The sequence below is a fragment of the Marinifilum breve genome (assembly GCF_003202155.1).
GTDB lineage: Bacteria > Bacteroidota > Bacteroidia > Bacteroidales > Marinifilaceae > Marinifilum > Marinifilum breve.
The window spans coordinates 69,686-94,056 of the sequence record NZ_QFLI01000003.1 but is presented as its reverse complement, the minus strand read 5'-3'; the positions used below and the strand labels follow the sequence as shown (position 1 = coordinate 94,056).

Annotated in this window: 24 protein-coding genes; 21 read left to right on the top strand and 3 right to left on the bottom strand. The window is 31.1% G+C overall.

Annotated elements, in window-relative coordinates:
• Window positions 1–10 precede the first annotated feature (10 nt).
• Window positions 11–1,213 carry a hypothetical protein gene (locus DF185_RS07955; protein WP_133249997.1) on the bottom strand — a complete coding sequence of 401 codons (1,203 nt, stop codon included), beginning with the start codon at window positions 1,211–1,213 and terminating at the stop codon, window positions 11–13.
• 822 nt (window positions 1,214–2,035) lie between these two features.
• Between DF185_RS07955 and DF185_RS07950 the strand changes: the two genes are divergently transcribed.
• The 21 genes from DF185_RS07950 to DF185_RS07850 all read left to right on the top strand — a co-directional run bounded on the left by DF185_RS07950 (window position 2,036) and on the right by DF185_RS07850 (window position 22,165).
• Window positions 2,036–2,296 carry a hypothetical protein gene (locus DF185_RS07950; RefSeq protein WP_110360221.1) on the top strand — a complete coding sequence of 87 codons (261 nt, stop codon included), beginning with the start codon at window positions 2,036–2,038 and terminating at the stop codon, window positions 2,294–2,296.
• On the top strand, window positions 2,283–2,651 hold the full coding sequence (locus DF185_RS07945; protein WP_110360220.1) for an HNH endonuclease: 369 nt from the start codon (window positions 2,283–2,285) through the stop codon (window positions 2,649–2,651). Before DF185_RS07950 ends, DF185_RS07945 begins: the two co-directional genes overlap by 14 nt.
• A 149-nt stretch (window positions 2,652–2,800) precedes the next feature.
• Complete coding sequence (locus tag DF185_RS07940; RefSeq protein WP_110360219.1) at window positions 2,801–3,244, top strand: hypothetical protein; 444 nt, start codon at window positions 2,801–2,803, stop codon at window positions 3,242–3,244.
• A gap of 10 nt (window positions 3,245–3,254) precedes the next feature.
• Complete coding sequence (locus DF185_RS07935; RefSeq protein ID WP_110360218.1) at window positions 3,255–3,629, top strand: P27 family phage terminase small subunit; 375 nt, start codon at window positions 3,255–3,257, stop codon at window positions 3,627–3,629.
• Window positions 3,629–5,350: a terminase TerL endonuclease subunit gene (locus tag DF185_RS07930; RefSeq protein WP_110360217.1), complete on the top strand. Its 1,722-nt coding sequence runs from the start codon at window positions 3,629–3,631 to the stop codon at window positions 5,348–5,350. The genes DF185_RS07935 and DF185_RS07930 overlap by 1 nt, the downstream gene beginning before the upstream one ends.
• A gap of 36 nt (window positions 5,351–5,386) precedes the next feature.
• Window positions 5,387–6,664 (top strand): phage portal protein, encoded by a 1,278-nt coding sequence (locus tag DF185_RS07925; protein WP_110360216.1) that lies wholly within the window; start codon window positions 5,387–5,389, stop codon window positions 6,662–6,664.
• Window positions 6,665–6,684: 20 nt separating this feature from the next.
• Window positions 6,685–8,397, top strand: a complete 1,713-nt coding sequence (locus DF185_RS07920; RefSeq protein WP_110360215.1) for a phage major capsid protein — start codon at window positions 6,685–6,687, stop codon at window positions 8,395–8,397.
• A 66-nt stretch (window positions 8,398–8,463) separates the two neighbouring features.
• Window positions 8,464–8,754, top strand: a complete 291-nt coding sequence (locus DF185_RS07915; protein ID WP_110360214.1) for a hypothetical protein — start codon at window positions 8,464–8,466, stop codon at window positions 8,752–8,754.
• Complete coding sequence (locus DF185_RS07910; RefSeq protein WP_110360213.1) at window positions 8,754–9,080, top strand: phage head closure protein; 327 nt, start codon at window positions 8,754–8,756, stop codon at window positions 9,078–9,080. Before DF185_RS07915 ends, DF185_RS07910 begins: the two co-directional genes overlap by 1 nt.
• 7 nt (window positions 9,081–9,087) lie before the next feature.
• On the top strand, window positions 9,088–9,510 hold the full coding sequence (locus DF185_RS07905) for an HK97 gp10 family phage protein (protein WP_110360212.1): 423 nt from the start codon (window positions 9,088–9,090) through the stop codon (window positions 9,508–9,510).
• 7 nt (window positions 9,511–9,517) lie between these two features.
• Entirely contained in the window at window positions 9,518–9,880 is a 363-nt protein-coding gene (locus DF185_RS07900) for a DUF3168 domain-containing protein (protein ID WP_110360211.1), read from the top strand.
• Between the two features lie 3 nt (window positions 9,881–9,883).
• On the top strand, window positions 9,884–10,348 hold the full coding sequence (locus DF185_RS07895; protein ID WP_110360210.1) for a phage tail tube protein: 465 nt from the start codon (window positions 9,884–9,886) through the stop codon (window positions 10,346–10,348).
• Window positions 10,349–10,405: 57 nt separating this feature from the next.
• Complete coding sequence (locus tag DF185_RS07890; RefSeq protein ID WP_110360209.1) at window positions 10,406–10,825, top strand: hypothetical protein; 420 nt, start codon at window positions 10,406–10,408, stop codon at window positions 10,823–10,825.
• Between the two features lie 41 nt (window positions 10,826–10,866).
• On the top strand, window positions 10,867–11,133 hold the full coding sequence (locus DF185_RS07885; protein ID WP_133249996.1) for a hypothetical protein: 267 nt from the start codon (window positions 10,867–10,869) through the stop codon (window positions 11,131–11,133).
• Window positions 11,134–11,140: 7 nt separating this feature from the next.
• The gene (locus tag DF185_RS07880) at window positions 11,141–13,690 is read left to right on the top strand and encodes a hypothetical protein (RefSeq protein WP_110360207.1); all 2,550 of its coding nucleotides are present in this window, start codon (window positions 11,141–11,143) and stop codon (window positions 13,688–13,690) included.
• 18 nt (window positions 13,691–13,708) lie between these two features.
• Window positions 13,709–15,886 carry a hypothetical protein gene (locus tag DF185_RS07875; protein ID WP_110360206.1) on the top strand — a complete coding sequence of 726 codons (2,178 nt, stop codon included), beginning with the start codon at window positions 13,709–13,711 and terminating at the stop codon, window positions 15,884–15,886.
• 31 nt (window positions 15,887–15,917) lie between these two features.
• A complete protein-coding gene (locus tag DF185_RS07870; RefSeq protein WP_110360205.1) occupies window positions 15,918–19,697 on the top strand; it encodes a hypothetical protein in 3,780 nt (1,259 codons plus the stop codon).
• A gap of 48 nt (window positions 19,698–19,745) precedes the next feature.
• On the top strand, window positions 19,746–20,345 hold the full coding sequence (locus DF185_RS07865) for a hypothetical protein (protein ID WP_110360204.1): 600 nt from the start codon (window positions 19,746–19,748) through the stop codon (window positions 20,343–20,345).
• Window positions 20,346–20,404: 59 nt separating this feature from the next.
• The gene (locus tag DF185_RS07860; RefSeq protein ID WP_110360203.1) at window positions 20,405–20,677 is read left to right on the top strand and encodes a hypothetical protein; all 273 of its coding nucleotides are present in this window, start codon (window positions 20,405–20,407) and stop codon (window positions 20,675–20,677) included.
• Window positions 20,678–20,685: 8 nt separating this feature from the next.
• Window positions 20,686–21,057 (top strand): hypothetical protein, encoded by a 372-nt coding sequence (locus DF185_RS07855; RefSeq protein WP_110360202.1) that lies wholly within the window; start codon window positions 20,686–20,688, stop codon window positions 21,055–21,057.
• Window positions 21,058–21,160: 103 nt separating this feature from the next.
• Window positions 21,161–22,165, top strand: coding sequence for an AlbA family DNA-binding domain-containing protein (locus DF185_RS07850; RefSeq protein WP_110360201.1), 1,005 nt, complete (start codon window positions 21,161–21,163; stop codon window positions 22,163–22,165).
• Window positions 22,166–22,198: 33 nt separating this feature from the next.
• Here the strand turns inward: DF185_RS07850 and DF185_RS07845 are convergent, their stop codons facing one another.
• Both DF185_RS07845 and DF185_RS07840 read right to left on the bottom strand, forming a co-directional pair.
• Window positions 22,199–22,759 carry a sigma-70 RNA polymerase sigma factor region 4 domain-containing protein gene (locus tag DF185_RS07845; protein ID WP_110360200.1) on the bottom strand — a complete coding sequence of 187 codons (561 nt, stop codon included), beginning with the start codon at window positions 22,757–22,759 and terminating at the stop codon, window positions 22,199–22,201.
• 111 nt (window positions 22,760–22,870) lie between these two features.
• Window positions 22,871–24,277, bottom strand: coding sequence for a tyrosine-type recombinase/integrase (locus DF185_RS07840; protein WP_110360199.1), 1,407 nt, complete (start codon window positions 24,275–24,277; stop codon window positions 22,871–22,873).
• Between the last annotated feature and the right edge of the window lie 94 nt (window positions 24,278–24,371).

Below are 24,371 nucleotides of genomic sequence, written 5' to 3'. Positions count from 1 at the left end.
GTTTTTATTTCTACAATTTGTAAATGAAATCTTGGATGTTTTCATTCCAGATTCTATATACCATCTCTTTGTCTTCATCTTTTAAGCCTGATTTCTTTCCTACATAAATAGCATCGTGTAGAGTGATGATTTTTATAGCTCTTATTCTCTTATATACTTTAGTCGTGATATTATTAATAATAAGGTCTGATTCATATTCAGTAAGGATATTGAATAGGATATCTTTCTTTACATTTCCTTCTGAATCTTTAAACTGTTGTTTCCATATTCTTATCCATTCAGCTATCAATGGAAACTTATCGAAAAATCGTTTGTTGGTTCCCTTGTTTTCTCCTTCAGAATTTAGGAACTGTAATGTTTTCTCTTTCCAATATGGTCTTTTTTCATAATCATTGTCTGAAATGTAATTGTAAATATCTTGTTCGGGAGATGTTATTACTTCTTTCATTAATGAATATTCTTGGTGATAAAGCTGATCAACTTTATAAACCTTTAAGAACTTTAATAGCATCAATAAGTGACACGATTTTACATCAAATTCAATTAGTGGTGTCTTACCATCAAATGACAATAGTTTTCTAGCTTCTTTGGATATATTAGAAACATTGGTATATAATCTGTGTCCAATAAATGAGAATCTAAAATCTTGATTTTGGATTTGTCCTAGGTTAATATTGTCATTCAGGAACTTCTTATATTGACATTTAATATCATTATTCATCGAGATAACTTTAAGGCTTTTTAAGTCTCTTTTAAGGTGTTTGATTAGTTCTTTATCCTTTACTATACAGTTCATGTTTTTTTTAATTGTGTTTTCTTCCTTGGTTTTATATTGTTTGCTTTTAATATCATTTCTACAATCTTTTAAAGAATCCAGGATAAGCATCTGTTTTGAAAATTCATTGCCTACATATTCACCATTAGAATATCCTGTGAAGTAGTGATGATTTCTTGATATGATTCTAAAGCTTTCTAAAAATTCAATGTATTTAGTGTAGTTTGTTCTATCGGTAATAGATTTTAGTTTTTCTGATCCTATTTCAATGTATTCTTTGTGTGTTTTGGTTTCATTGTTTAAATAGGTGTAAATAATAGAGTGGTTTAGCTTTATAAGCTTTTCTACTTTTAGATTAGTTTCCTTATAATTAAAGGATTTCTTATTGATATCTACCAATTCTTCTAACTCTGAGAAGTATAAATAATTCTTTTCCATCATATAGTGTTTTATTTTTATTGAGTTGATGTTTTAGGGTAATAGAAGCAGGGTTAATTACTCCCTGCTGAGATCTATTTTTAAAACATCTATATGTGAATATTCTACCTCTTAATTCTTTCTTGAAAATTGGTAGATCATTCTTAACTATATAGTAAAAATGAAAGGCATTGTTTTTTCTAAAAAGTCATTTTTCAGCAACTGAATTGAGTTGATATTGATGTGAATGGATGAAAAAAACTTAAAGAATTTTCCCCTAAAAATATAGATGTGAAAAAGCAGTGGAAGCAGTGGAAGCAGTGAACCAGTGGATGAAAAAAGGAAAAAATATATTTATTATAATATTAATGTGTAATTGTTTCTATATTGTTATATCATTATATGTGGTAAAAAAATGGACTTGAAATTAGGGTATTTATTGTTCCCTTGCTGAAATAAAAATTTCCCCCAAGATAAGGGTGGTTTTTGTTTGTTCACATCAATAAATACTGCTTGTTGTATACTTTCTTCCTGTTGTTATCGATTCAATGATATCTCATCTAAAATACTTTAAAAATACTTCCTAAAATCTTCCCCAAAATTGCTTTTTCACTCTTATATAAGTAGAGGGTCTTAACTCAGAAAAAGAAAAAAGAAGAGATGCGTTTAAGTGTGTGCCCATATCATAAAATGTGATTTCAAATTTCAGGTGATTGTAGAAAGTACACACTAATTTCTTCTATGATCAAAATGGTCTGAAAAAGTTGAAAAAGGACAGAAAATGATACTAAAAAGTGCTTTTATTCTGATTAAAAACCTCATAAAATTGAATAAAAATAGAAGATGAAAGAACTAAAAATAGCAGTAATATTTACTCTTAACTTATTACTACAATTATTCGAATTAGCGTTTAATGGTGTTGTTGTATTTGCCATTCCATTTATTCTGGTTTGTTTTGGAATAACAGCAACTACATTAACTATTTCGGCATTGTTAGCGGTTTTAATAGGAACAGGATTAGTGTATTCTTTAACTGGTTATTCTTCGGTTTTAGAATTACTGAAACAGCAAATTAAACACGCTAGAAAAGATGTTAAGAGCTAAAGAAGCTCATCAGAAAATTTATCAGGATAGAAGATGGAAAGATTTAAGAGCTTTAAAATATTCTGATAATCCTGTATGTGAATGTTGTAAAAGGAAATACACAGAACACATACACCATATTATACCCTTTGCTCAGTTTATTGATTTGGACTATGATAAAGCATTAGAATATGCTTTTGACTATGACAATTTAAGTAGTCTATGTGAAGCCTGCCATATTGAAGTACACAAATTTATGAATATGGAATTAGAAGATTTTGAACTCTTGCTTGAAGTTTTGGAAGAAGTTGATTCTAATTTCAATGAATATCTATTAGAGGTTTACCGAAAAAATTTAGAAATAAGTGTGTGCTGAAATTCTGAAAAAAATATTACGCATAAACAAGTGACTCCCTGCGGTGGTTTCCCTTGATAATCAGTATTTTAGAGAGGTGGGGAGACTTTTGTAATTCTTTGTAAATAAGTGAGTTATAAGGGTGAAAGAAAAAAGAATTATGAACTTAAATGATACAAACACATGATAAAAAGATATCAATTGCCTGTATCCAAAGATATTTATCATTCACCAATAAAAAGGAAACGTTTTTAGAGTTCTACAATGAAGATGATGAAGCAATAGAAGATATTGTAGAAGCATTTGAATATGTAGTAATTATTCAGGGTGAAGATAGAATAAAGATTCCCTATGTTGATTTGTTGGATGATGTTACTAATGGAGGTTTAATATCCAATATTAAATACGAATATGGACACGATCAAGCAATTCATAAATCACATATTAAGTTAGTGATGAGAGCTAATATGAAAGGGATTGGAGTAATTGATAAATCATATGTGATTAAGAAGAAGAGTATAAGAAAGCCGAATAAGAAGTATGAGGTGAACTTATATTATAAGGATAGACTATTGGATTATATTATAGCATCTATCAACCTACCAAAAAAATAATGTAGTAGATATGGCCAAAGAGCTAAAAGAATTATTACCTGAATCTCTTAAGGACTCAGATAATAAAACTGCTTTATCTCACTATAAAACTATTCGAAAGCTTATTAAATATGATAGAGAGTTTACCAATAATGATACTATCATATGTGAACAGATGGCTATAGTTTATCAATCCATAATGGATATGAGACAGACTATAAAAGATGAAGGAGCCACTTATTTAGATTCTAAAACAGCAGCTATTAGAAAGCATCCATTTGTAGTTGAAATTAAATCACTTCAATCTTTATATCTCACCTATGCTGTTCAATTGATGCTTACCCCAAAGAGTAAGAAGGAGCTTAAAACGAATTGTGATGTAGAAGAAAATAAGTTAGAATATTAATGAAGTATAAGCAAGTCGGAATTGAGAGAGTAGATAAATATATTCTCGGAATTCTCGATGGTTCTATTCTAGCTTCTTCATCCTTAAAGGATATGGTAGATAATTTCGTTGAGCTATCAAACGATGAAGATATCTATTTCGATACTAAATGGGTTCAGAGAATATTAAATGCTGTTGAAGACAATTATAGGACTGTAGATAATAAGAAGATTATACTTTATCCTTTCCAAGCTTTTATTGTAGCAGGTATTCACGGATGGTTCTATAAACTAGATAACTATAGAGTAGTCACAGAAGCATTTATACTAATGACAAGAGGTGGTGGTAAATCCTTTATTGCTGCTATTCTTGGAATCATTGCTATAATGTTTCCTGATCGAACCGATAAAGAAAAGGCTGTTGTGAATATAGCAGCCAATTCAAAGGAACAAGCAGGTGAAGTATTTAAGCAGGCTAAGGATATGTGTAAATATTCTGTAGCTAAATGTAGAAATGCCTGGAAGATTCCTGAATCAGAATACAACCATCAAGGAGTATTGAAGTTTAAAAATACAGATGGTCAAATGTTCTGTATTTCGGCTGATAAGAAAAGGAATGATGGTAAGAATCCATCTTGTTTTATCTATGATGAAGTATGGGCTGCTAAGGATTCTAAACTTAAAACAGCTTTGGAATTTACAGCAGGTAAGCGTGAAAATCCATTGGGTATCTATATTTCTACAGCAGGTGATATTATGGATGGTCTGTTAAAAGAAATGTATGATAGCTACAAAGAAGAATTAAGAAATAAAACACTACCCAAATCTAAATTCGCATTGATCTATGATTTAGATGATGAAGATAAAGAGAGTTGGGATAAGTGTATTGAGAATAGAGCAGTTGAGAAAGTACACCCTTTATATATACACGAAAGAAGGGTTAGGAATATGTATGAAAAACAGTTGGCTAACTGTCTAAAATTAGCTAGTGAACAACCTGAATTTAAAACCAAGTTATTAAACATCTTTGTGGAGAATAGTAATACTTGGATTCAAGCAAAGAAGGTAAAAGAAAGATCAAGTAAGGATTTTGATTTAGAAGATTATCGTGGTTGTCAATGTTGGATAGGATTAGATTTATCTAGTGTATCAGATTTAACAGCAGTAAGTTATTTATTTTATAAAGATGGTCAATATGCCTTTAAAACTGATGCTTATTTACCTAGAGTAGGTTTTGAGAATGTATATAACTATCAGATGTTTAAAACATTTGCTGATGCTGGATATCTCAAGTTAACTCCTAGTAGTACCGTTGATTATAACTATGTAGCTACTGATATTGAAAGGATGAAGAATAATTACAATTTAGAAGTAATGGCAGTTCTTTATGACTTTTCAAACTCTGGAGGTATTACTCCCAACCTAAATAATATGGGTTTCCATTGTGTGAAACACGGTCAAGGATTTGGTCATTTTTCCAAACCAACAAAGGAATTAGAAAGGATAATTATCGATCCTACTCACAATGTATTAATTGAGGATAATCCATTGACTCGATATTGTTTTAAGAATGTTGATTTAAGGTCAGATCACAATGGCAATGTAAAGCCAATGAGAAAGAACGATAAATATAAAATAGATATGGTAATCACTATGGTTCAAGCCTTAAGTGGTTATTTACACGATCTAGAAAATGGATATGTAGGAGATGTTAGTGATAACATTACAGTGTTTGCCTATTAAAATAAGAAGCACATAAAAAAGAACAGAATATGAATAATGAAATTTATAAATGTCAGTTATTCAAATGAACAAAGCTCTTACCAAGAAATAAGAAGTGAACCTACTTCACAAGGAACAAGTTTTTCAACTTTATCAGGTTTTGAATCTATTTTAGGGGGTGGTGATAACACTAATTTACCTGCTGCTTTTGCTTGTATTCAAGCTATAGCAAATGGAATTAGCACTTGTCCTATTAAGGTCTATAAGATTACTGAAAATGGTAAAGAATTGTGTCCTGAGCATAGGGTTCAAAAGGTGTTAGACAATCCAAATAATCTACATTCAAGAAATGAAATCTTTCGTCAATTGGTATGGAATTCATTAACAGGAAATGGTAATGGATATCTATTGTTGAAGAAAGATAATTATGGACAATTAGAAGAGATTGTGCCTGTAAGGAATCACTATGTTAGAGTAATTCCGAACAATCAATTTATACCATCAGATGTCGAATATGATGTATCAGGAATAGGAATTATTGAGAGTCCAGATATGATTCATATTTGGGAAAATACAACAAATGGGTATGAGGGTACACCTTTAAGTGGTTATGCTGCTGATACATTTGAAATAGCTAATCACAGTGAAAATACAGCTAAGAATTTTTTCAAAAACGGTGCTAATTTCTCAGCAGTTGTAAACATCAAAGGTAGATCTACTGAAAATCGAATAAATGATACTAAATCAAGTATTGCCAATGCTTTGTCAGGAGGTGGAGGTGGTTTAATATTTACTCAATCAGAAGCTATGGATGTTAAACCTATTTCAGTTGATCCAAAGAACAGTCAATTACTTGAAACAAGAGCCTATAATGATTTGAATGTAGCAAGGTATTATGGTGTTATTCCTCAGAAAATAAACGCAGGGAAAATATCATATAACACTTTAGAAGCAGCTCAATTAGCTTTTACTTCAGAAAGCTTAGAACCAAGATTTGATAAGATTGAACAAGAGTTAAACAGAAAACTATTCACTCAAAAAGACAAAGGTGTATATGTGGTGGAGTTTGATAGAACTGCTAATATTCTTGGTGATATGAAGTCTAGAATGGAATATTGGTATAAGGCTATAATGTGTGGGATTTCTACACCTGCTAATGCTGCTAAGAACTTAAATATTCCAACCTCAGAACAAGCTAATCAGCACTTAGTAGTAGGTGGTATGACTCCATTAAATCTACTAGATGATATTGCTAAGAATCAACTTGATAATAGAATATCAGAGGGAGTGAAAGAAGATAAGCCTAAAGAAGCTGAGATAGTTGAAGAAGATTAAAAAAGAACCTCACATATTAAATGAGTAATGAAAAGCAAGTTAGAAGCTTGGAAAGTGTGGTTTCTACTCCCAAAACAGAAAAGGATGAATGGATATTAGAAGGTAGAGCTATTACTTATGGTGTAAAATCAAAGTATTTAGGATTTTATGAAATCATCAATCAAGGGTCTGTAAACATTAATAGAGATATTACAATGACTTACAATCACAATGTTGATAAACTATTAGGTAGACAAAGTTCAGGAACACTTCAATTATTCGATAAAGAAGATGGACTTTACTATAGACTATTCCTTAATAAAGAAGATCCGGAACACCAATCAACCTACGCCAAAGCAAAAAGGGGTGATTTGTGTGCTAATTCCTTTGAATTTTTCGAAGATGAAAACCAAACTACAATAGGGTATGATGAAAGTGGGATTCAAGTAAGAACTATTAACTACTTGGAATTATTAGCTGTGAATATAGTTGTTAATCCTGCTTATGGAGAAAGTTTTGCTAAAGCACGTTCAGAAGAATCTGCTAAAGAAGAATTGGAGCAAAAAGAACCTACCAAAGAAGCTAAAAAAGAACAGAGAACATACATGAAAATTGATGAAATGAAACAAAAGAGAGCAGAGATTATAACTAAAATGGATGCTCTTAATGAATTAGCGGAAAAAGAAAACCGTGAACTAACAGAAGATGAAGTAAAAGAAAGAAATGAACTATTAACTGAATCAACAGATTTAGGAAATAAGATTGATAATCAAATTGCTGTCAATAAAGAAAAAGCAAGAAGTTTTGATGATACAAACATCGATGAACAACCAAAAAATAACAGAAATGAAAAAATGACTAATTGGACTCTTCCAAATTCAAAAGAAACTAATACTAGATCTATTCCAGTATCTATGTTTAAACAAGATAGAGCGCAATCTATCACAGCAAACCCAGAAGTAACACAGGGAAGTGTTTCTATGGCTAGTGCTTTGTACCCAGCACAATTACTAAATAAATTAGGTGTACAGATTTCATATGAACCAAGAGAGGTTAATAAAGTAGTGCCAAACAAAATCGCAGGTGTAGCAGGTTTTAAAGGGGAACTTGATGCTAGTACAGATAAATCAATAACATTCCGTAAGGTAACGTTAAGAGCTAAAAAGATATCATTTGATATTCCAATTAGTAAAAGATTTGTTAGAGAAGATATTATTGGAGCTACAGCACAAGTATTAACAGAGGCAAAGGTTTATTTAGAAAATTCAATTGAAACTGCTCTTTTCTCAGAAGACGCAAGAGTAGATGATAATCCAGGAGGGTTGTTTAAATTAGGTACTGCTGTAGATCACGCAGCAGCAGGTGTAGATTATTCTACTTTCTTAGGTTGGCGTGGTACATTGGCTTCTAAGAATGTTAATTTAGGTACCTCTAAGTTTGTTACTTCTTATTTGTTAGATAACACTATGAGGGGTGTAAAACTTGATAACGGAAGTGGTAGATTTTTGTTAGAAGGTGATACAGTAACAAATGTAGGAACTACTGTTTTAGCTTCACCATTTATCTCAGATGATAAGGCTTTGTATGGTGATTTTTCACACGTATTAGTAAACTTCTTTGAAGATACTACAGTGGAATACGATCCTTATACATTAATGAGCAATTCACAGGTTCGTTATCACTTCGAAGTAGAAATGGATTGGAATATTCTACACAAAGAAGCTGTTTTAGCTATTACTAACATCTTGCCTTAAGCAACTTAGATATTTTCCTATGAGGGTGTTTTGACACCCTCTTTTATAAAAAAACAAATTGGAAATATGGAACTAATAGATGTTAAGAATGAATTAAAGATATCAAACAGTAAGTTAGATAATAAGCTGAATAGGTTAATTCTACTATCTGAAAAAATGGTAGAAATGGAAACACAAAGAACTATTCAAGAAGTAAATGAGATGTTTCCTGAAGCAGAGGCTATTATTTATCAGGCAAGATTGATGTTTATTGAAGATTATATGAATTATACAGGAAATCTTAGTGATAAAAAGATTGAGGTGAATAGTAAGGGTAGTTACTATATGTTAGCACCATACAGAAAGGAGTTTGTCTAATGTTATCAACAGGTGAATTAGAAGATATTGTAATAGTAAAGAAGTATACTAAAACAATTTCCCCTACATCAGGAAGTGTGACTAAAGGTTATAATTCAATCGGGGAGATATGGTGTAAAATATTAATCTATTCTGGAACTGAAATGTTGGATAATATGAAGACTGTTCACACACAAAAGATTAAAATGTATTGTAGATATGATGATTCAGAAGATATAGATGATAAGGATAGGATAGAATTTAATGGTGAAGATTATAATATTCTATTCAAGAATCCAAACAAGTCAAAACAGGAGATTGTGTTTGATTTAGAAAAAATAACTTAGGTATGTTATGGGTGTTGTTTTATCGGGTGTAAAAATATTTGATGAAATATATGAAGAACTGACTATTGCCCAACAAAAGGGTATAGATATTAAGGTTTTTAAAAAGGTTGCTAAACCTTTGATTAAGCAGATAAGGAAGAATTTAAGACCTAATAAAAGAACAGGTAACCTTTCTAAATCTATTGGTGTTAAAAACCTAAAAAAGAAAGAGGGTATTAGGATTGGTGCTAGGGTTTTTGGACGGTGGAAAGGTTATCACGGTCATCTTCTGGAAAATGGATCTAAAAAGCGTGGTAAATATGGGAATATGAATGGAACATCTTTCTTTTCCAAAGCCATTGATACTACTGCTACTGAATCAGAAAAAATAATGACACAAGAATATGCTAATGTCATTACTGATATCATCCAAAAAGCAAAAAAGAACTAGAATATGAATGAATATTACATCATTTATCAATCAAAAGTTAAAAGCTAATCCTGAATTAGTTGAATTAACAAAAAATCAAATATATCCTATTTGTGCTGATGAAGATACAACAGGGAACTATATTGTATTTCAACAAGATGGTCAAAAACCCGTTTATTATCAAGATTATAGAAAACGAAATGAAACGTTGGTTACCGCACGTATCTATGTAGTTTCTCAAAGCTATGATGAAGCGGTTTCAATCCTGAGTAAAGTAACTGAAACATTAGAAACGAATGGTTGTGAATTTACATCATTGTATGGTGAGGATTACGATCAAGTATATGAATATTTTGTTATTGAAACTCAGATAGAAAAAAGAATGAATTAATAAATGTCTCAAACAATTGTAAATGGAAATGATGCTATTTTATATGTAAGTCAAGATGATGGTACTACATGGAAACCGATGATGTTAGCATCAGGATATTCTTTAAAATCTACTCTAGCTACTAGAACTGTAGCAAGTCAAGAAAGTGGAGATTGGGAAGAATTTGTAGGTGATATTTTATCGTGGTCTGTTTCATTATCTGGAACAGTAGGATATGGTACATCAACTACTACTATAGATAAGTTTGCTGTATTTAAGCAGTATATCAGCAAAGAGAATGTAATGCTAAAATTGGGATTACGTGGTACTGATTATTACACAGCAAATGATGATGAAGGTTATATGAAAGGTAATGCTTTGATAGTTAACTATGACGAAGATGGTCAAAGAGGGGATTCAAGAAGTTATTCTATAGAGTTTCAAGGAAACGGAAAATTAGAATTAGTAGATCCTAAAGCAGGTGCTTAAAATATAGGAAAGGGTGTAATACAATACACCCTTTTTTTGAAAAAATAAGATATTAAAATGATTTACAATAATATTGATATTAATGGTAAAATATATGACTTCAAATCTTCATTTCTTGCTTTGGCATACTATCAAGATGCTAAAGGTGAAGAGTTCGAAATGTTCAAAGAAAATCCACAATATGATGAGGAATTAGATTGTGAGAAGAAAGGTTTAGATTCTAATGGAAATACTCAGATGAAAATTAACTCATACATCAATTTGATGGATATGATGTATTGTAGTATTCAAGCTGCTTGTATTGAAAAGAGAGAAATGTTTGATTTAGAATTGATGGAATATTATAGAGAATGTTCTTTAGATATTGATTATGGAACCAAACTAATAAAAGCACTCTATAAGGAATTTTTGAATGAAGAACTTCCAGAACCATCAGATGAAGAAAATAATGGTGAAGAATTAAAAAAAAACACATAAGCATTTCTGAATGTATGTGTATAGCCGTTATTGATTTTGGTATGAATAAAGATGAATTCTATCATCTCAGACCAAAAGAATTTTACAAACTCCACCAACGATATTTTTATAAGGAAAGTAAGCAATGGGAAAAGTATAGATGGTTGGCTACAGCTATTATAAATTTTAATGGAATGGTAGGCCAACATATCAAAGAAACAGACCTTTTGAAACTGCCATTTGATAGTATCCAAGAACATCAAGATAAGGTGGATTTGTCAAATAATACAAGGGAGAGATTACTTGAACTTGATGAAAAATGGAACTAATAATTAAATGGCTAACAACAATGAATTTACAATATCTACAAAACTTACCGCCGATGCCAAGGATTTTAAGAATGGCTTAAAAGAAGGTAAGAAAGAGATTAAAATATATGAAGATAGTTTAGGTAGATTAAAATCAACTCAAAGCAAGTTGATATCTGAATTCTATAAAACTAAACAGGGAACCACCGAATATAAAACACTAGCTAATCAGATTTCCACCGTTAATTCCAGAATTAAGGAAATGACAAATGATTTCCGAAATGGAATGAATGAAGCTGATGATTCAGTTCAACTTGTAGAAGGTAGTATGAAAGCTTTAGAGTATAGACAAAAGCAACTACTAGAGGAATTTGAAAATACAGGAAAGGGTACAGAAGAATACAAAAGATTAGCAAGAGAATTAGCTTCTGTTAATGGACAGATTCGGGATATGGAACTCGATTTTGAAGGGTTAGACGCAGAACAAAAAGCTAGTGAATTAAAGAGTGTCACAGGTGGTATATCTGATATGACAGTTGGAATTGGAACTCTTGGTGCTGCTTTCGCAGGAACTAACCTGGAGGAATTTATTAAAACTGCTGAAACACTTGAAAAGGTTAGTGTTGGAGTAGCAGGTGGTATTGAAATGTGGCAATCTAATAAGAAGCTTTTAAATACTATCACAGGACAAGCTACAGCTATAACTGAAACTAGTACTACTGCTATAGAAGCTAGCAGTGTAGCTACTGAAACAAACACTACAGCAACAGAAGCTAATACTTCAGCTAAAGTATTAAATAAGGCTGCTATTCTTGGTGTGGTAGCTGTTGGTGCTGCTTTAGCTTATGGTATGTATAAATTATATCAGAATTATCAGAAGAATAATAAAGCAGCTAATGAATATACCAAAGCCTTAAAAGAGCAAAAGAAAAGCACTTTAGAAGAGATAGCTGAATTAAAACTATTACTGGGATTATATCAATCTACTACTATTCCTGATAAGAAAACTGAAGTTGCTAAGAAAGTAGCGGAATTGGCAGGTGAAGAGTATAAGCAAAATCAGAATACTTTAGAACTGATTGAGAAGCAAATAAAAGCTATTGAGAAGAAAGCAAAATATCAAGCTGCTACATCTGCTTTGTCAAAAGTATATGAAGATAATAGTGAAGGGATTGGAAAGAAAAAAGAGCATATAGAATATCTTCAAAATAAGTTAGCAGCAGAAAAGAAAGCTAAGCCTGAATTCTTCAATACTCAAACCGGAAAGAATTACGAAAAACTGTATTACACTGAACCGATTCAAAAGTTATCTGATGAATTAAGTGATTTAGTTACGGAACAGGATTATCAGGTAAAACAGGTTTTAAAAGTATATGGTATTGATTCAGGTACAGATGTATCAGCTAAAAATGGTGGATCGGGTAGTGGATCTTCAGCAAAATCATTAAGAGAGGAATTAGCGCAAAGTATAGGATATATTAACTACAGACAAGGATTAGGAAAGAATCATATTTCAGGTAATGGTTTGAACGATTTAGATGCTAATATTCTAAGAAAAGAGGCTTATCAGGAATTCTTTAACAATGCTAGTAAAGCTATAAATGATGGGAATTTAGATAAGAATCAAGAAACTGATATGAAATCATTTTTAGATGATTTGAAGCAAAATCTTATTTCCAATAACAACGAATTCAAAGAGGGTAATATAAAGGCTACCTTCTCTGTAATTGAGAATAAAGCAAAATCTATAGAATTCAAACCAATTGATTTAAATAATAAGGTTAAACTTAAAGGTGATTTATTATCTGTCATTAGGGGAAAAGGAAATGACTATGGTTCATATTCTCAATCAGATGAGGGGCAATTATACAATACGATGTTTAATAATGTTGGAACATTCAATAACAAGAGAGTATCGAATTATATTGAAAGCTTAAACAAAAGGCAAGCTAAGATTCTCAAAGAATATAATGATACCTTAAAAGGTTTATCTGGAAAGGATAAGGAAGAGTTTATTAACAACCAACAACCTTTCTATTATAAGCAATTGAACGGACTTGAACAGCAGAAGAAATACACTCAAAATTATCAGAGGGATATCAATGCTTATATGGATAGTGAAGATTTCAAATTTGATACCGCTAATAACATTGGTAATCTCACATCGAATATTCAAAATCTTAATTCAGTTTTAGCTGATAGTTCAGCTAGTTTTTATGATGTTGCTAGTGTAGCATCTGGTGCTTTCTCAAACTCATTATTAACTGTTAGAGATTCACTAGTAGATATGGGTAAAATGTCAGATGATACAGCAAATTTAGTAGGAGATATAGCAGGTTGGGGTGGAATTATATCATCAGGATTAGGTTTGTTTGGTTCTTTGTTTGGTGGTAAAAAAGAAGATAAGGAAAAGACAGATTATAAACCTACAGTGGTAGATACAGCTTATTACTTTAATAGGTCAGGTGCTATGACTTCTTCAAAAGGAGGTAATGGAAATGGTGAAATTAAATTTAAAGTAGAAGGAAGAGATTTGGCAGCAGTGCTGAAGAAAAACGACCTACTTAAAATGATATAAAAAATAATGATACTATGAATGGCTTTAATACATCATTCAGGAACATTTTATAATAGATTAAATCAAAGAATAAGAGTTGATATTAAAGAAATAGGGAAAACAGGTGATACTTATTCACCTGCTCAACCTTTAAAGTTTGGTAGTAATACAGTAAAGATATTTAAGAATGCTCAGGAAGAACTTTTTGGGGATATCATTCCAACTGTAGCAGAAATAGAATTACAATCATTTACAGCTTTTCAATACTTACACTTATTCGATACTGAAGTGTTGGATAAGTACAATAAAAGAAAAAGGTTTGTATGTGAAATTACTAATGAAACTAATGATGAAGTAGTGTTTTATGGTGTTATTACCAGTACACTATATGAAGAAGAGAAATCAGATAAATACCCTAAGATTATTAAGCTTACAGCAGGTTGTGGTTTATCGGAATTAAAGTATGTGAAACGTGGTAGCACAGGATTAACTGATGGAAGTAGTAGTGGAATATGGAAAGATTTTGAAAAGATTACATTATTCGAACTTATTACGGAAGTAATCAATGATATCAAAACACCTGAGAAGTTAGATATTCATATTCTATCCGAATTATATCCTTTACAAGAAGTGAATAATTCAGGTAAAAAGGGTTCATTCTATAATACTTATTTGGAACCACAAGTGTATCAAAGGCAAGATGGAATGGCTAGTAATCTTGACATCTTAAAAGATATTATTTCAGGATATGGTTGTAGGTTATTTCAAGATGGTAAAGTTTGGAAAATACAAAGGTATGCTGATATAAAAAGGTATCAGGAAGATTTTACCAATACCAATGTTAGATATTATGAATTTAAGTATAGTTCATTATCAAAGAAATACCTGCCTACAGGAGTATTGATATCTCAGGATTTGATTGAAATTGATATATCTAATTGTTATTACATCGATGGTTATGCGACCCACGAAACCGAAAGAGGAATAGAGAAACAAATGATTTCTCAAAAGTGGATTCCTAGACCTAATTGGACTACAAACGGAGATTTTGATCAGGGTACTGAAGGTTGGACTATTGCCCAACCAACATCAAGATATAATGATCAGCACGATATTAGATTAGTTAATAATCCTGATTTCTCATATTATCAAGATAAGTTTAAATATCAGGGTACAGAGCCAGGTGATTTGATATCTGATAATTGTATAAATATGTCAGGTACTAGAAACCTGTATAATGATCAAGGTGGAACCCTATCAACTACTTTCACTTCTCCTTTGAAAATGGAAAATGAATTTGTTTTCAAGTTTGGGTTCTCATATGCCTTAGAAGAGATAAATGAAGCTATAAAATATTACTATCAATATACAGGAACATTTATTGGTGTAGAAATTTTATTAAATGGTAAGGCTTTAGGGAAAATATTAGAGAATGCGAAATACTTCTATTATTCTTCCGTGGATCAGGTTGATAATGAAATTCAAACAGGAATAAGACTAAATTTTAAAGAAAGTCCTACAGGAAGTTCTAAACACGCCCCTTGTTATGGTACGGTTGAATTTGAATCAGCAGTGAAAGATTTAATTGATAATGGATATCCTGTAAATACACAACCTGATGGAGGGAATAAAGTTGAGATTAAATTTTACTCAATAGGTTCTAGTTTAAACTGCTCAGATGCTAAAGCAGAAATCCCTGTAAAAGGATACTATCTAGACAATGTATATGTGAATATTCAAGATGGAAGTGTAGATACAGTTCAAGATTATATAGGTGGTATCAATGATTATAATTCGAGTGTAGTTTATCCGGTAAGAAAAGAAGGAACTGCCAAGGAATTAAATATAGGAACACCGACCACTGTAAAAGATCTTTATTTGAGTGCTTTGTATTGGAAAAATGGTAGTGAATATCAACCAATCACTGATTTTAGAGTATATGGAGAGCTTGAAAATAGAGCCGATAAAAATAATGCTTTAGCTGCTAGATTATTACAATCTATCCTAACTATTCGACAAAGAACTATTCTGAGGATGGTCGCTAAAGTAAGAGTTAAGGACTTGAAATATGGTGCTTTGTTTAGAGATACCACGGTAGCACCAAATCACCTATACCACAATAAAGATTTTATAGCATTCAAATATGAATATGATTTGGGTGATTGTACAGCTAATTTACAGTTAGTTGAAATATTAACAGATGTAGTTACAGAATAACTATGTCATAAAAAAACAATGCTTATGAAACATGTCAAGTATAAAAACTTACAGCATAAAAACATTCTTTCGAGATGAGAAAACACAACCTAATGATACTTTTGTATCACCTTACACTTCTTCCTCTGGTTCTTCCAATACTTCCAATGATTACAAATACGCCAAACTAGAATTTGAAAATACTTTTAGGGAAAGAACCACTTTCAATAATGATGTAATTGTAAATGCTAATATTATTCAAAATGGCTCTATTTATGAAACCAATGTAGAGCAAATCAAGATTAAAAACAGTCTGAATATTATCAATGATGGTGAAGTAGGTTCGGGTGTTTCTAGTGGCTTCGCAGGTTGGAGAGTTGATCGTGGAACAGCTACAGATTTTGATTTTGGTTTTGATGAAGTTAGAAAAAGATTTGTAGTAGGTAAAACTGATGGTAATAGAGAAGTTGTAGCTACTATTCAAGATAATCCCACTGATGGTTCAGCCTTAGTTTATGATGGTTCTAATCACTACTTAAAATCAGTTTCAGCAGTTCCAAATAGTTTGAAATTGGGAGGTGTAATTGCTTCTAATTATGCTCGAACAGATATAGCTGAAACATTTGATAATTCTATCACGGTTAACGGACAAGTCAATTTACATAGTAAGATTCATTTAGGAGGTGATGAAAGCTCTAATTATGCTCAAATTCATAGAGGTTCTATTTCTCCTATTAAAGGAATTCAACCTTATACAACATCAGGAAGAAATTCAAATTACCTATGGTTTACTAATGGTTATTCAGCAGATGAAGGTGGTTTATATATCGGTGATGATGGTGTTGTAGTGTTTGGTGCTGCTGACTCTAATTTATTCAGTGTTTGGAATGAGGACGCAGGGCAATTAGAATTTAGAGTTAAAAATGATAAATCAGGAAACTATTTCCGTACAGGTTTAACCATTGCTTCAGGAGGTCTGAATGTTTCAGGGAAAAGTATTATTTCGACAAGTGGAGAGGCTTTGGTATTAAAGGGTACTGTTGATAAGTCAAGTAACTCTTTTTCGTCCTATTTACGTTGGGAAGATTCTAATAACAATGATTTAGGTTATGTTGGTTATGGTTCGTCAAGCGATAATAGCTTATCACTTTGTAATGATATAGGTGATATATATCTAAGAAGAAATACCACTAATGTAGTTAAAGTTTCTTTGGATGGTGTATCAATTACAGGTAATCACAATATTAGCGAGAGATTAACTACTAAGACTTCATATTTTACTCATAACCAAGCCCACTATTTCCGTGACCCAAACGCAGAATCTTGGCGTGGTGGTTTGTTTTGGGATACGTCTGGACACGAAACATTCGGATTTCTTGCTAGAAATTCTGGAACAAGAATAAGATTCTATAATGCTGACATTGCTAATGTAGCAAGTGGAAATTTAACTAATAACACTGTAGGTACACCATATTTTGATATTGGTTCAAGTAGTATTCTTGTAAAACCTTTTATTGGTTCAACCTCTTATGTTTCAGGCTTTCTTGGTACAGGTTGGCGGATAGAATCAAGTGGAGCTGCTACGATGGATTCTATAGAGCTTCGAAAATTCTTGCGCACACCTGAGTTGATTAAGAATCAAGTTCAAGTTGAAAAAAATGAATTTTGGTTTACTGATTCAGAAACTATTGAAAGTGTTACTCTTTCAGGTTCTGAATATGTTTTAACATTTAACATCAAAGAAGGTGATGGACTTAGTTTTAGAGTAAATGATATTGTAAGAGGTGTTTTTAATCATTCTACAGGATTTGAAAGTGGATTCTATCAAATTACTTACACAAATGAATCTGGAGATGCTAAGGTAAAAGTTCTAAATGGAACAACACCTAAGCCTTATATGAGGCTTGCTAGACAAGGGAATTTATCGAATACAGCTAGACAGGGTTCATTATATGCCGATGGTTTAAATGGCTATTTGCGTGTTTTAAACGGAGTTAATTCTGAGAATATTTCATTATCCAATATCAGAATTCAATTAGGTAATCTTTCAGGGATTACAGATAGTTCATTCAATAATATTACAGGTTATGGTCTATATGCTGATAACGCTTATTTAAAAGGTGGTATAGATGCGAAGTTTGGTAAAATCGCAGGTTGGTATATTAGTACCAATACACTATTTAGCCCTACTGTTAATAATGGTAGAATAGAGTTAGCCACAGATGGCAACGTTCCAAGAGTACAAGTATATAGAGATAACGACAACTTAGTAAGAATGTATCAATCCGCTAGTGGTTGGGGTTTAATCGGCAACAGTGGAGGCAGTACAGTATTTCAACTAGGTTCTTTAAATCAAATATCAGGTTGGACATTTACAAATACTACACTCTACAAAGGAGATTCAAGTGGATATCTGACATTGGATTCTAGTAGGTTGAATCTGAAATTTAGAAAAGGTACTCAATGGGGCTATGTTGGTCAAACTTGGGATGTGTCAACATCTAGTTATACAGGTGATTATGGTATCTCTTTTGGGGATGAAGGAAGTAATAAGAAAGAATATTTTAGAATTGACTCATCTGTAAAGCGTATAGCAGGTTGGACTTTTACCGAAAACCAATTTACAAAAAAAGGAGCTGGTGTTTGGAAAGATAACGGTTATGTAGGTCATATAACTATGAGCCTTGAAAACACAGGAAGCGGTTCATTCTATAATGGAAGTCAAAAGTTAAAAGGTTTTAGTGTTGCCACTAATCAAAGTGGATTAGCTCAAACTGTTGTAATGGGTCAAATGATGAATTCAGGTTCTAGTATTAGGGCGGGTTATTTTGGTCTACAAATGATGAGTTCATCTGGTCATGAATACTTTGCTTTAGGGGCGAATACAAATATTACTAGTGGTGTTTATTGTAGAATTGGTGGTTGGATATTTGATGATAGATATTTGAGAAAAGGTAATTTATATCTTGATAGCCAAAACAATAGTATCTATTGTCAATCGGGTGATTATTCAAATAGGGAATGGAGTTTAGAAAATAATGGTAGTGGAAGATTAGCAAAAGGTAATATTACTTGGGATGCTTCAGGAAATTTAATCATTAAAGGAAATATTACAGGTTCTACAGGAAATATAGGTGGTTTTAAAATACACAGTACTAAACTAACCAGTGTTACCCACAATCTTCACATTGATACACAATCTGGTGTTTATCTACTTTCAGGAATTGGTCAAGGAGGTAGTATTGGTTTTGGCCAAAAAACAGATGATTTAGGTAGTTTTTATTCGACAGGTTTTATTAGATCATACTATTCAGGAAGCACTAATAAAGGAATTGAAATTGAGGCTAATAACGGATATAATATTAAGGTAAGCGCAGGTAATGATTTTATAGTTGATTCTGACAATACACAAATCAATTCAGCTACTAAAGTTATTGGTAAGTTAACAGTTGATAATGATGTTGAAGTAATTGGAAATATAGATGTAAAAAAGAAACTTAGTTTGAATCATGGTCATTACTCAGGGAATACATCTTCAACAACAACAATCGATACTAATTTATATTCATTGTTTACGCTAGGTTCAAGTGGAGCAGGTAGAAGACATTACACCCTAAAAGATGGAACTAAAAATGGTCAAATATGTATTCTAGTGAATGTAAATGATAATGAGGAATATTTCATTAAAAATATCCTTGATGGTGGTGAATCTAATTGGTGGGGTCTTGGTGGAGGATGTACAGTTTCTTTAGTTTGGATTAATCGAAGCTTGTATAATGGCAGCCATTCTAATGGATGGATAGTTACATCATCTGCTAATAATAACTGGTAAAATCAACTTAATTGAATATCAAATAGAAACAGACAAGATAATAGAGCAATGAAGAAGATGATGATGGAAGATCCTATTATAATATCTTCTTTATTCTCTTCATTTAAATTCGGATGGAATAGTTTGATTAAGTCTATCCAATATTTAAAAATGATTTTCATATCCTTAAATTTACAATTCATTCTAAAACAAATGAAGATGGAATTGATTTTTATTCAAAAGGCTAAAACTCACGTTTATTATATGATTGGCAATGCTAAACTAGGTATAACCACAATTAAGAACCCTGCCTACAAAATTGGTTCTAGGCATGTGTATGATAAAACCACTACGGAAATAGAAGATAAGGAATATGAATTTGAGACTATCTCATTAAGAGGTAGGATAGAGTATATTAATCCCAAAAATACCTATAGAATTGCCTGGTTTGATTATGTGACAGATGAAGAGAAAATCAATAAGCTCACAGCTATATATAATGAAGCGAAGAGGTTGGAAAGTGAAAAGGCTAGTATAACAGCCTATCACAATATTACAATTGAGAAAGGCGATCATATAGGGGTAGTTAAATTGAAAGAAGGGATTTATGAAATATCAATGGTAGATATGAACAAACCAAAAATTACTAGAAAAAAATATGGTGATTAAAAATATTAGAGAGGATTTTCAAAAAGTCTTCTCTTCTTATAAAAAACAAAGAGATATGAATGAATTGGGCAATGATAGCAGCAATAGGTTCAATTATTGTAGGCGTAATAACCTTTTATAATTGGATTGTAATAAAACCTTTAAAGAGAGAGAAGGAACAAAACAAAGAAAAGTTTGAAGCTATGGACAAAAGGATAGAAAAGGTTGAAAGTGATACAGATAAATTAAGAGCTGAATTGCTTAAAAGAATCGATAAGATTGATGAAAAATCAGAGTCTAGACATAAAGAATTAACTACACTGATCTTTAGTCTAGCATCCAAAAAAGAATGATAAAATGAGTGAGTTGGTTAAATAAATTTACTAATCCAATTAAAGCTATTGGTGAAGTAATCAGTGATAATAATACAACAGTTGATGAAAAATTAGAAAGAGTAAAGCAGATACAAGAAGAAGCAAATGATGCTACTACCGAAAGAACTAAAATAGATATGAGTTCTGATAGTTGGTTATCAAAGAATATTAGACCATTGGTGTTTTTATATCTGCTTATTTCTTATACGGTGTTTTCAATATTGGACAGTTCGGGGGTGTTTCATATGAGACAGGAATTTATAACAATATTGGAAGAATTACTTAAGGGTGTATCATTATACTATTTTGTCGGTAGATCTGGTGAAAAGATTATGGATATCATTAAGAAGCGAAAGTAAAATTCAAAAGGAAGCTAAACATGCTTCCTTTTTTTGTTTAACTTTATTAGATCGTATTCTTATTGAGTCCTTTAAATAGGAGTGATTAAATTATTAAGATATAATGAAAGAAAAAGTCATAGAGATAATAAAATATTATCCTGAAAGTCACAATGTAGACTTTAAGAAGGAACAGTATCCTATTCAAAAGCATTATAAAAAGCATGAAATAATTAAGGATATTAGTGCTATGGCTAATCACCCTTCTAATGAAGACAAGTTTATTATTATTGGGGTAAAAGAAAAAAATGGAACTGCTGCTGAATTCTATAATATTGATGAATTAATTGATCAGGCAAACTATCAACAATATTTGGATAGCCATATTGAACCTAAAATCAATTTCGAATATAGAAGTATAGATTTTGAAGGATATACACTAGCTTATTTTAGAATATTTGATAATAAGGATAGACCTTATATTCTTAAAAAGAATGTTCAGAACTCTATGGAGCAAAATAAGACCGAATTTAAGGAAGGAGATGGTTTTATACGGGTTGGCACAAGTACTAAGAGGCTTATGAGGGCTGATTATGATAATATTTATAAAACAAAATTCGAGAATCCAGATCGTAAAGATGATATTGAAATAATACCTGTAGTTAGAAATTGTACAACTGATGATTTAAGCTTTTACGATTTGAGATATTTTGATATTGATTTAGTGAATCGTTCCAATAAATCAATAGATTTAGATATTGAGATGAAGATTTTTTTTAGCGGTGAACCTACAATAATTTCAGAAGAAAGACTTAAGAAAAAACTCCCTAAAAAGGAAAGTTTGAGTTCTTACACAAACTATTCTTTTTCTTCTGTTGCTGCCGATACGTTAGCATTTAAACTTCGTTTAAATGTTGTTGAGTATGATGAGTATATTTTTGTCGAAAGAACTAAAATGAGATTTGAAAAATGTGCTATTAGCATTCCTCAGGAGTCACTTGAGAGAAATGTATTCCTCAAAGAACTTGTGTTGGTTGAGAAACCATATAGCATAAAAGGGGAGGTGATTATTCGAAGTGATGAATTTACATCAGGTTTATTGAAAAAGGAATTTGAGTATAAAATTTAAATACGACCAAAGGAGCTTGTTTAAGCTCCTTTTTTATTGTAAGTCTATTAGTTCGTTTACTATTAAATGTTGCTTTATTTTACCGATAGTCAGGTTCATTCTTTTTCGAAAAGTCTTCCTGTCAATAGCTAGTTTTTTAGCAGCTTCACTTTTTTTGTATTTGTTAAAGTATGTAACATACATGAATTCTTCATCATTGAGAATATAAAGATTCTCTTCAAGTAAAACTCTTAAATCCTCTGTTTCTTCTTCTGAGATATTTTCAAGATCAACAGCGTATTTCATTTTTTTCTGTAGTTGTGTTAGCTTGTTATCATCTTGAAACTGTCTGGAAAGCTTATAAAGAACCTTAGAACAGAAAATATCTATGGTTTTCTTATCAGGTTCAGAGTTTGAATTTAATAATTGATCTATGCTTTTGTCAATTTTAATGTTTTCGTGATTTTCCAATAAAACCAGCATATAGTTGTGTAGTATATCTTCCTTTGTTTGTCCGTTTACAGTTGTTTTGTATTTACCTTTTTTACCTACGAACTGATTATATATCTTTTGATAGTTTTGAGTGAATAAGTCATCTAATATTTCTTTCTTCATATTAAACAATAAGTGCTTTTGCTTATATATTAAATGTGAAAAGAAAAGTTTTAGATTTTGGGGAAGAATTTGTGAATTATTTTGAAAAAAAAAAGAAGCTTTTAAAGCTTCTTATAAATCGTTGTAAAACTCCAATGCTTTATTTTCATTCAAATCAAAGACATTTAATTTCTTTAAATACTCTACAGTAATTTTGATGCTTGAGTGAAAAAGCATTGATGAAAGTGCGTATATATCAGAGGTTTTAGTGTAGAATATAATCGCGAATAACCTACGGAAATCATGACAGGTTAATTCTAATGTTTCAATGTTTTTACAGATTTTTCTTAACCATTCATTCCTTTTTTGTCTTTCGGCTGTTTGACAGGATTTGATTTTTTCTAAACTATAACCTGTTAAATCTTTATTGTGGAATGTGAACTCATTAGGAGTTTGTAATGATTGAATATCCAAAAAGTCTTTTAAAAATTCAAAGGCTTCTTCTGAATCAAATGTTAATACCCTTTTATTGGTTTTGTCTGCTTTGTGCTTTGCTATAATAGATAATTCTTCATCTTCAATTATAAAATCACCTTTGCCATTTAATAAACTAATTTGGTTTTCTTTTGAGAGAAAAAACCTTAGACACTTTAAAGCAGAATCACATAACACCATTTTATTAACCTGATCTACTTTGTCTGTTACAAAGGATAAAACATATTTGTATCCACCTGTGTATGCTTCACCACTCTCTAATGATTCTAGGAAAACTTCTTCTTCTATAGGGTATTTTTTAATGTTATTCCATTTTTGAAAGAAGTTATCTGAAAACCTTTGTCCTTGTGCGTAGAACATAAATAGAGAAGAATATTTTGTGAGTATTTCTTGCTTCTTCTTTTGTGGATTCCTGATAAATGAATCTAAAATATTCTTATTAAGATAAACTTCTTTTTGGGGTTCGTTTCCTTGTGGAATTTTAAATAAAGCAGCGTGATTTTTGATATCCAACTCATTATTTTCAATTATTCTATCGATACATTGTTTTAAGTAGGATATGTTAATTCTAATAGATGGTCTACGCATTGATTTTCTTAGGTATAGATAAAACTTATTCATAAAGTCTCTATCTATTTCATAAACACTTAATTCATTTTCTCTGGATAGGAATTTTTTTAAATGGTTTTTAAGAACGGAGTTGTTGTGTTTTACTGATATTTGACCATCTAATAAAAGTAGTTGATTGTATCTTGACAGTTCTTTAAAAACGTCTGTTTTTTCAGATACCTTAACATTTGTGTTCGGGTCAGACTCAATTAAATTAGTATATTTGTCGAGTTCTTTTTTTATGATTTTGTTGAATCTTTCATGATCTTCAAAGGATGATAAAACGGTATTGGTTTTTTTACTAAAATCACCTTTACGAGGAAGGAATAAACCAAGCGGATAATATTTGATTTCTCCCTTGCTGTAAGTCCTTATTCTAAGTTGATATCCTTTCTTTGATTTTCTTGTTTCAAGAACGCAAGTAACTTTTGCCATAATATTTAACAGATTCTCTTAGGTGTTAAGTGTAAATGTTTAAAGTTTGTTTAAAGTTATAGCGTAAAATTAGCAAAAACATAGATAAGAGCAA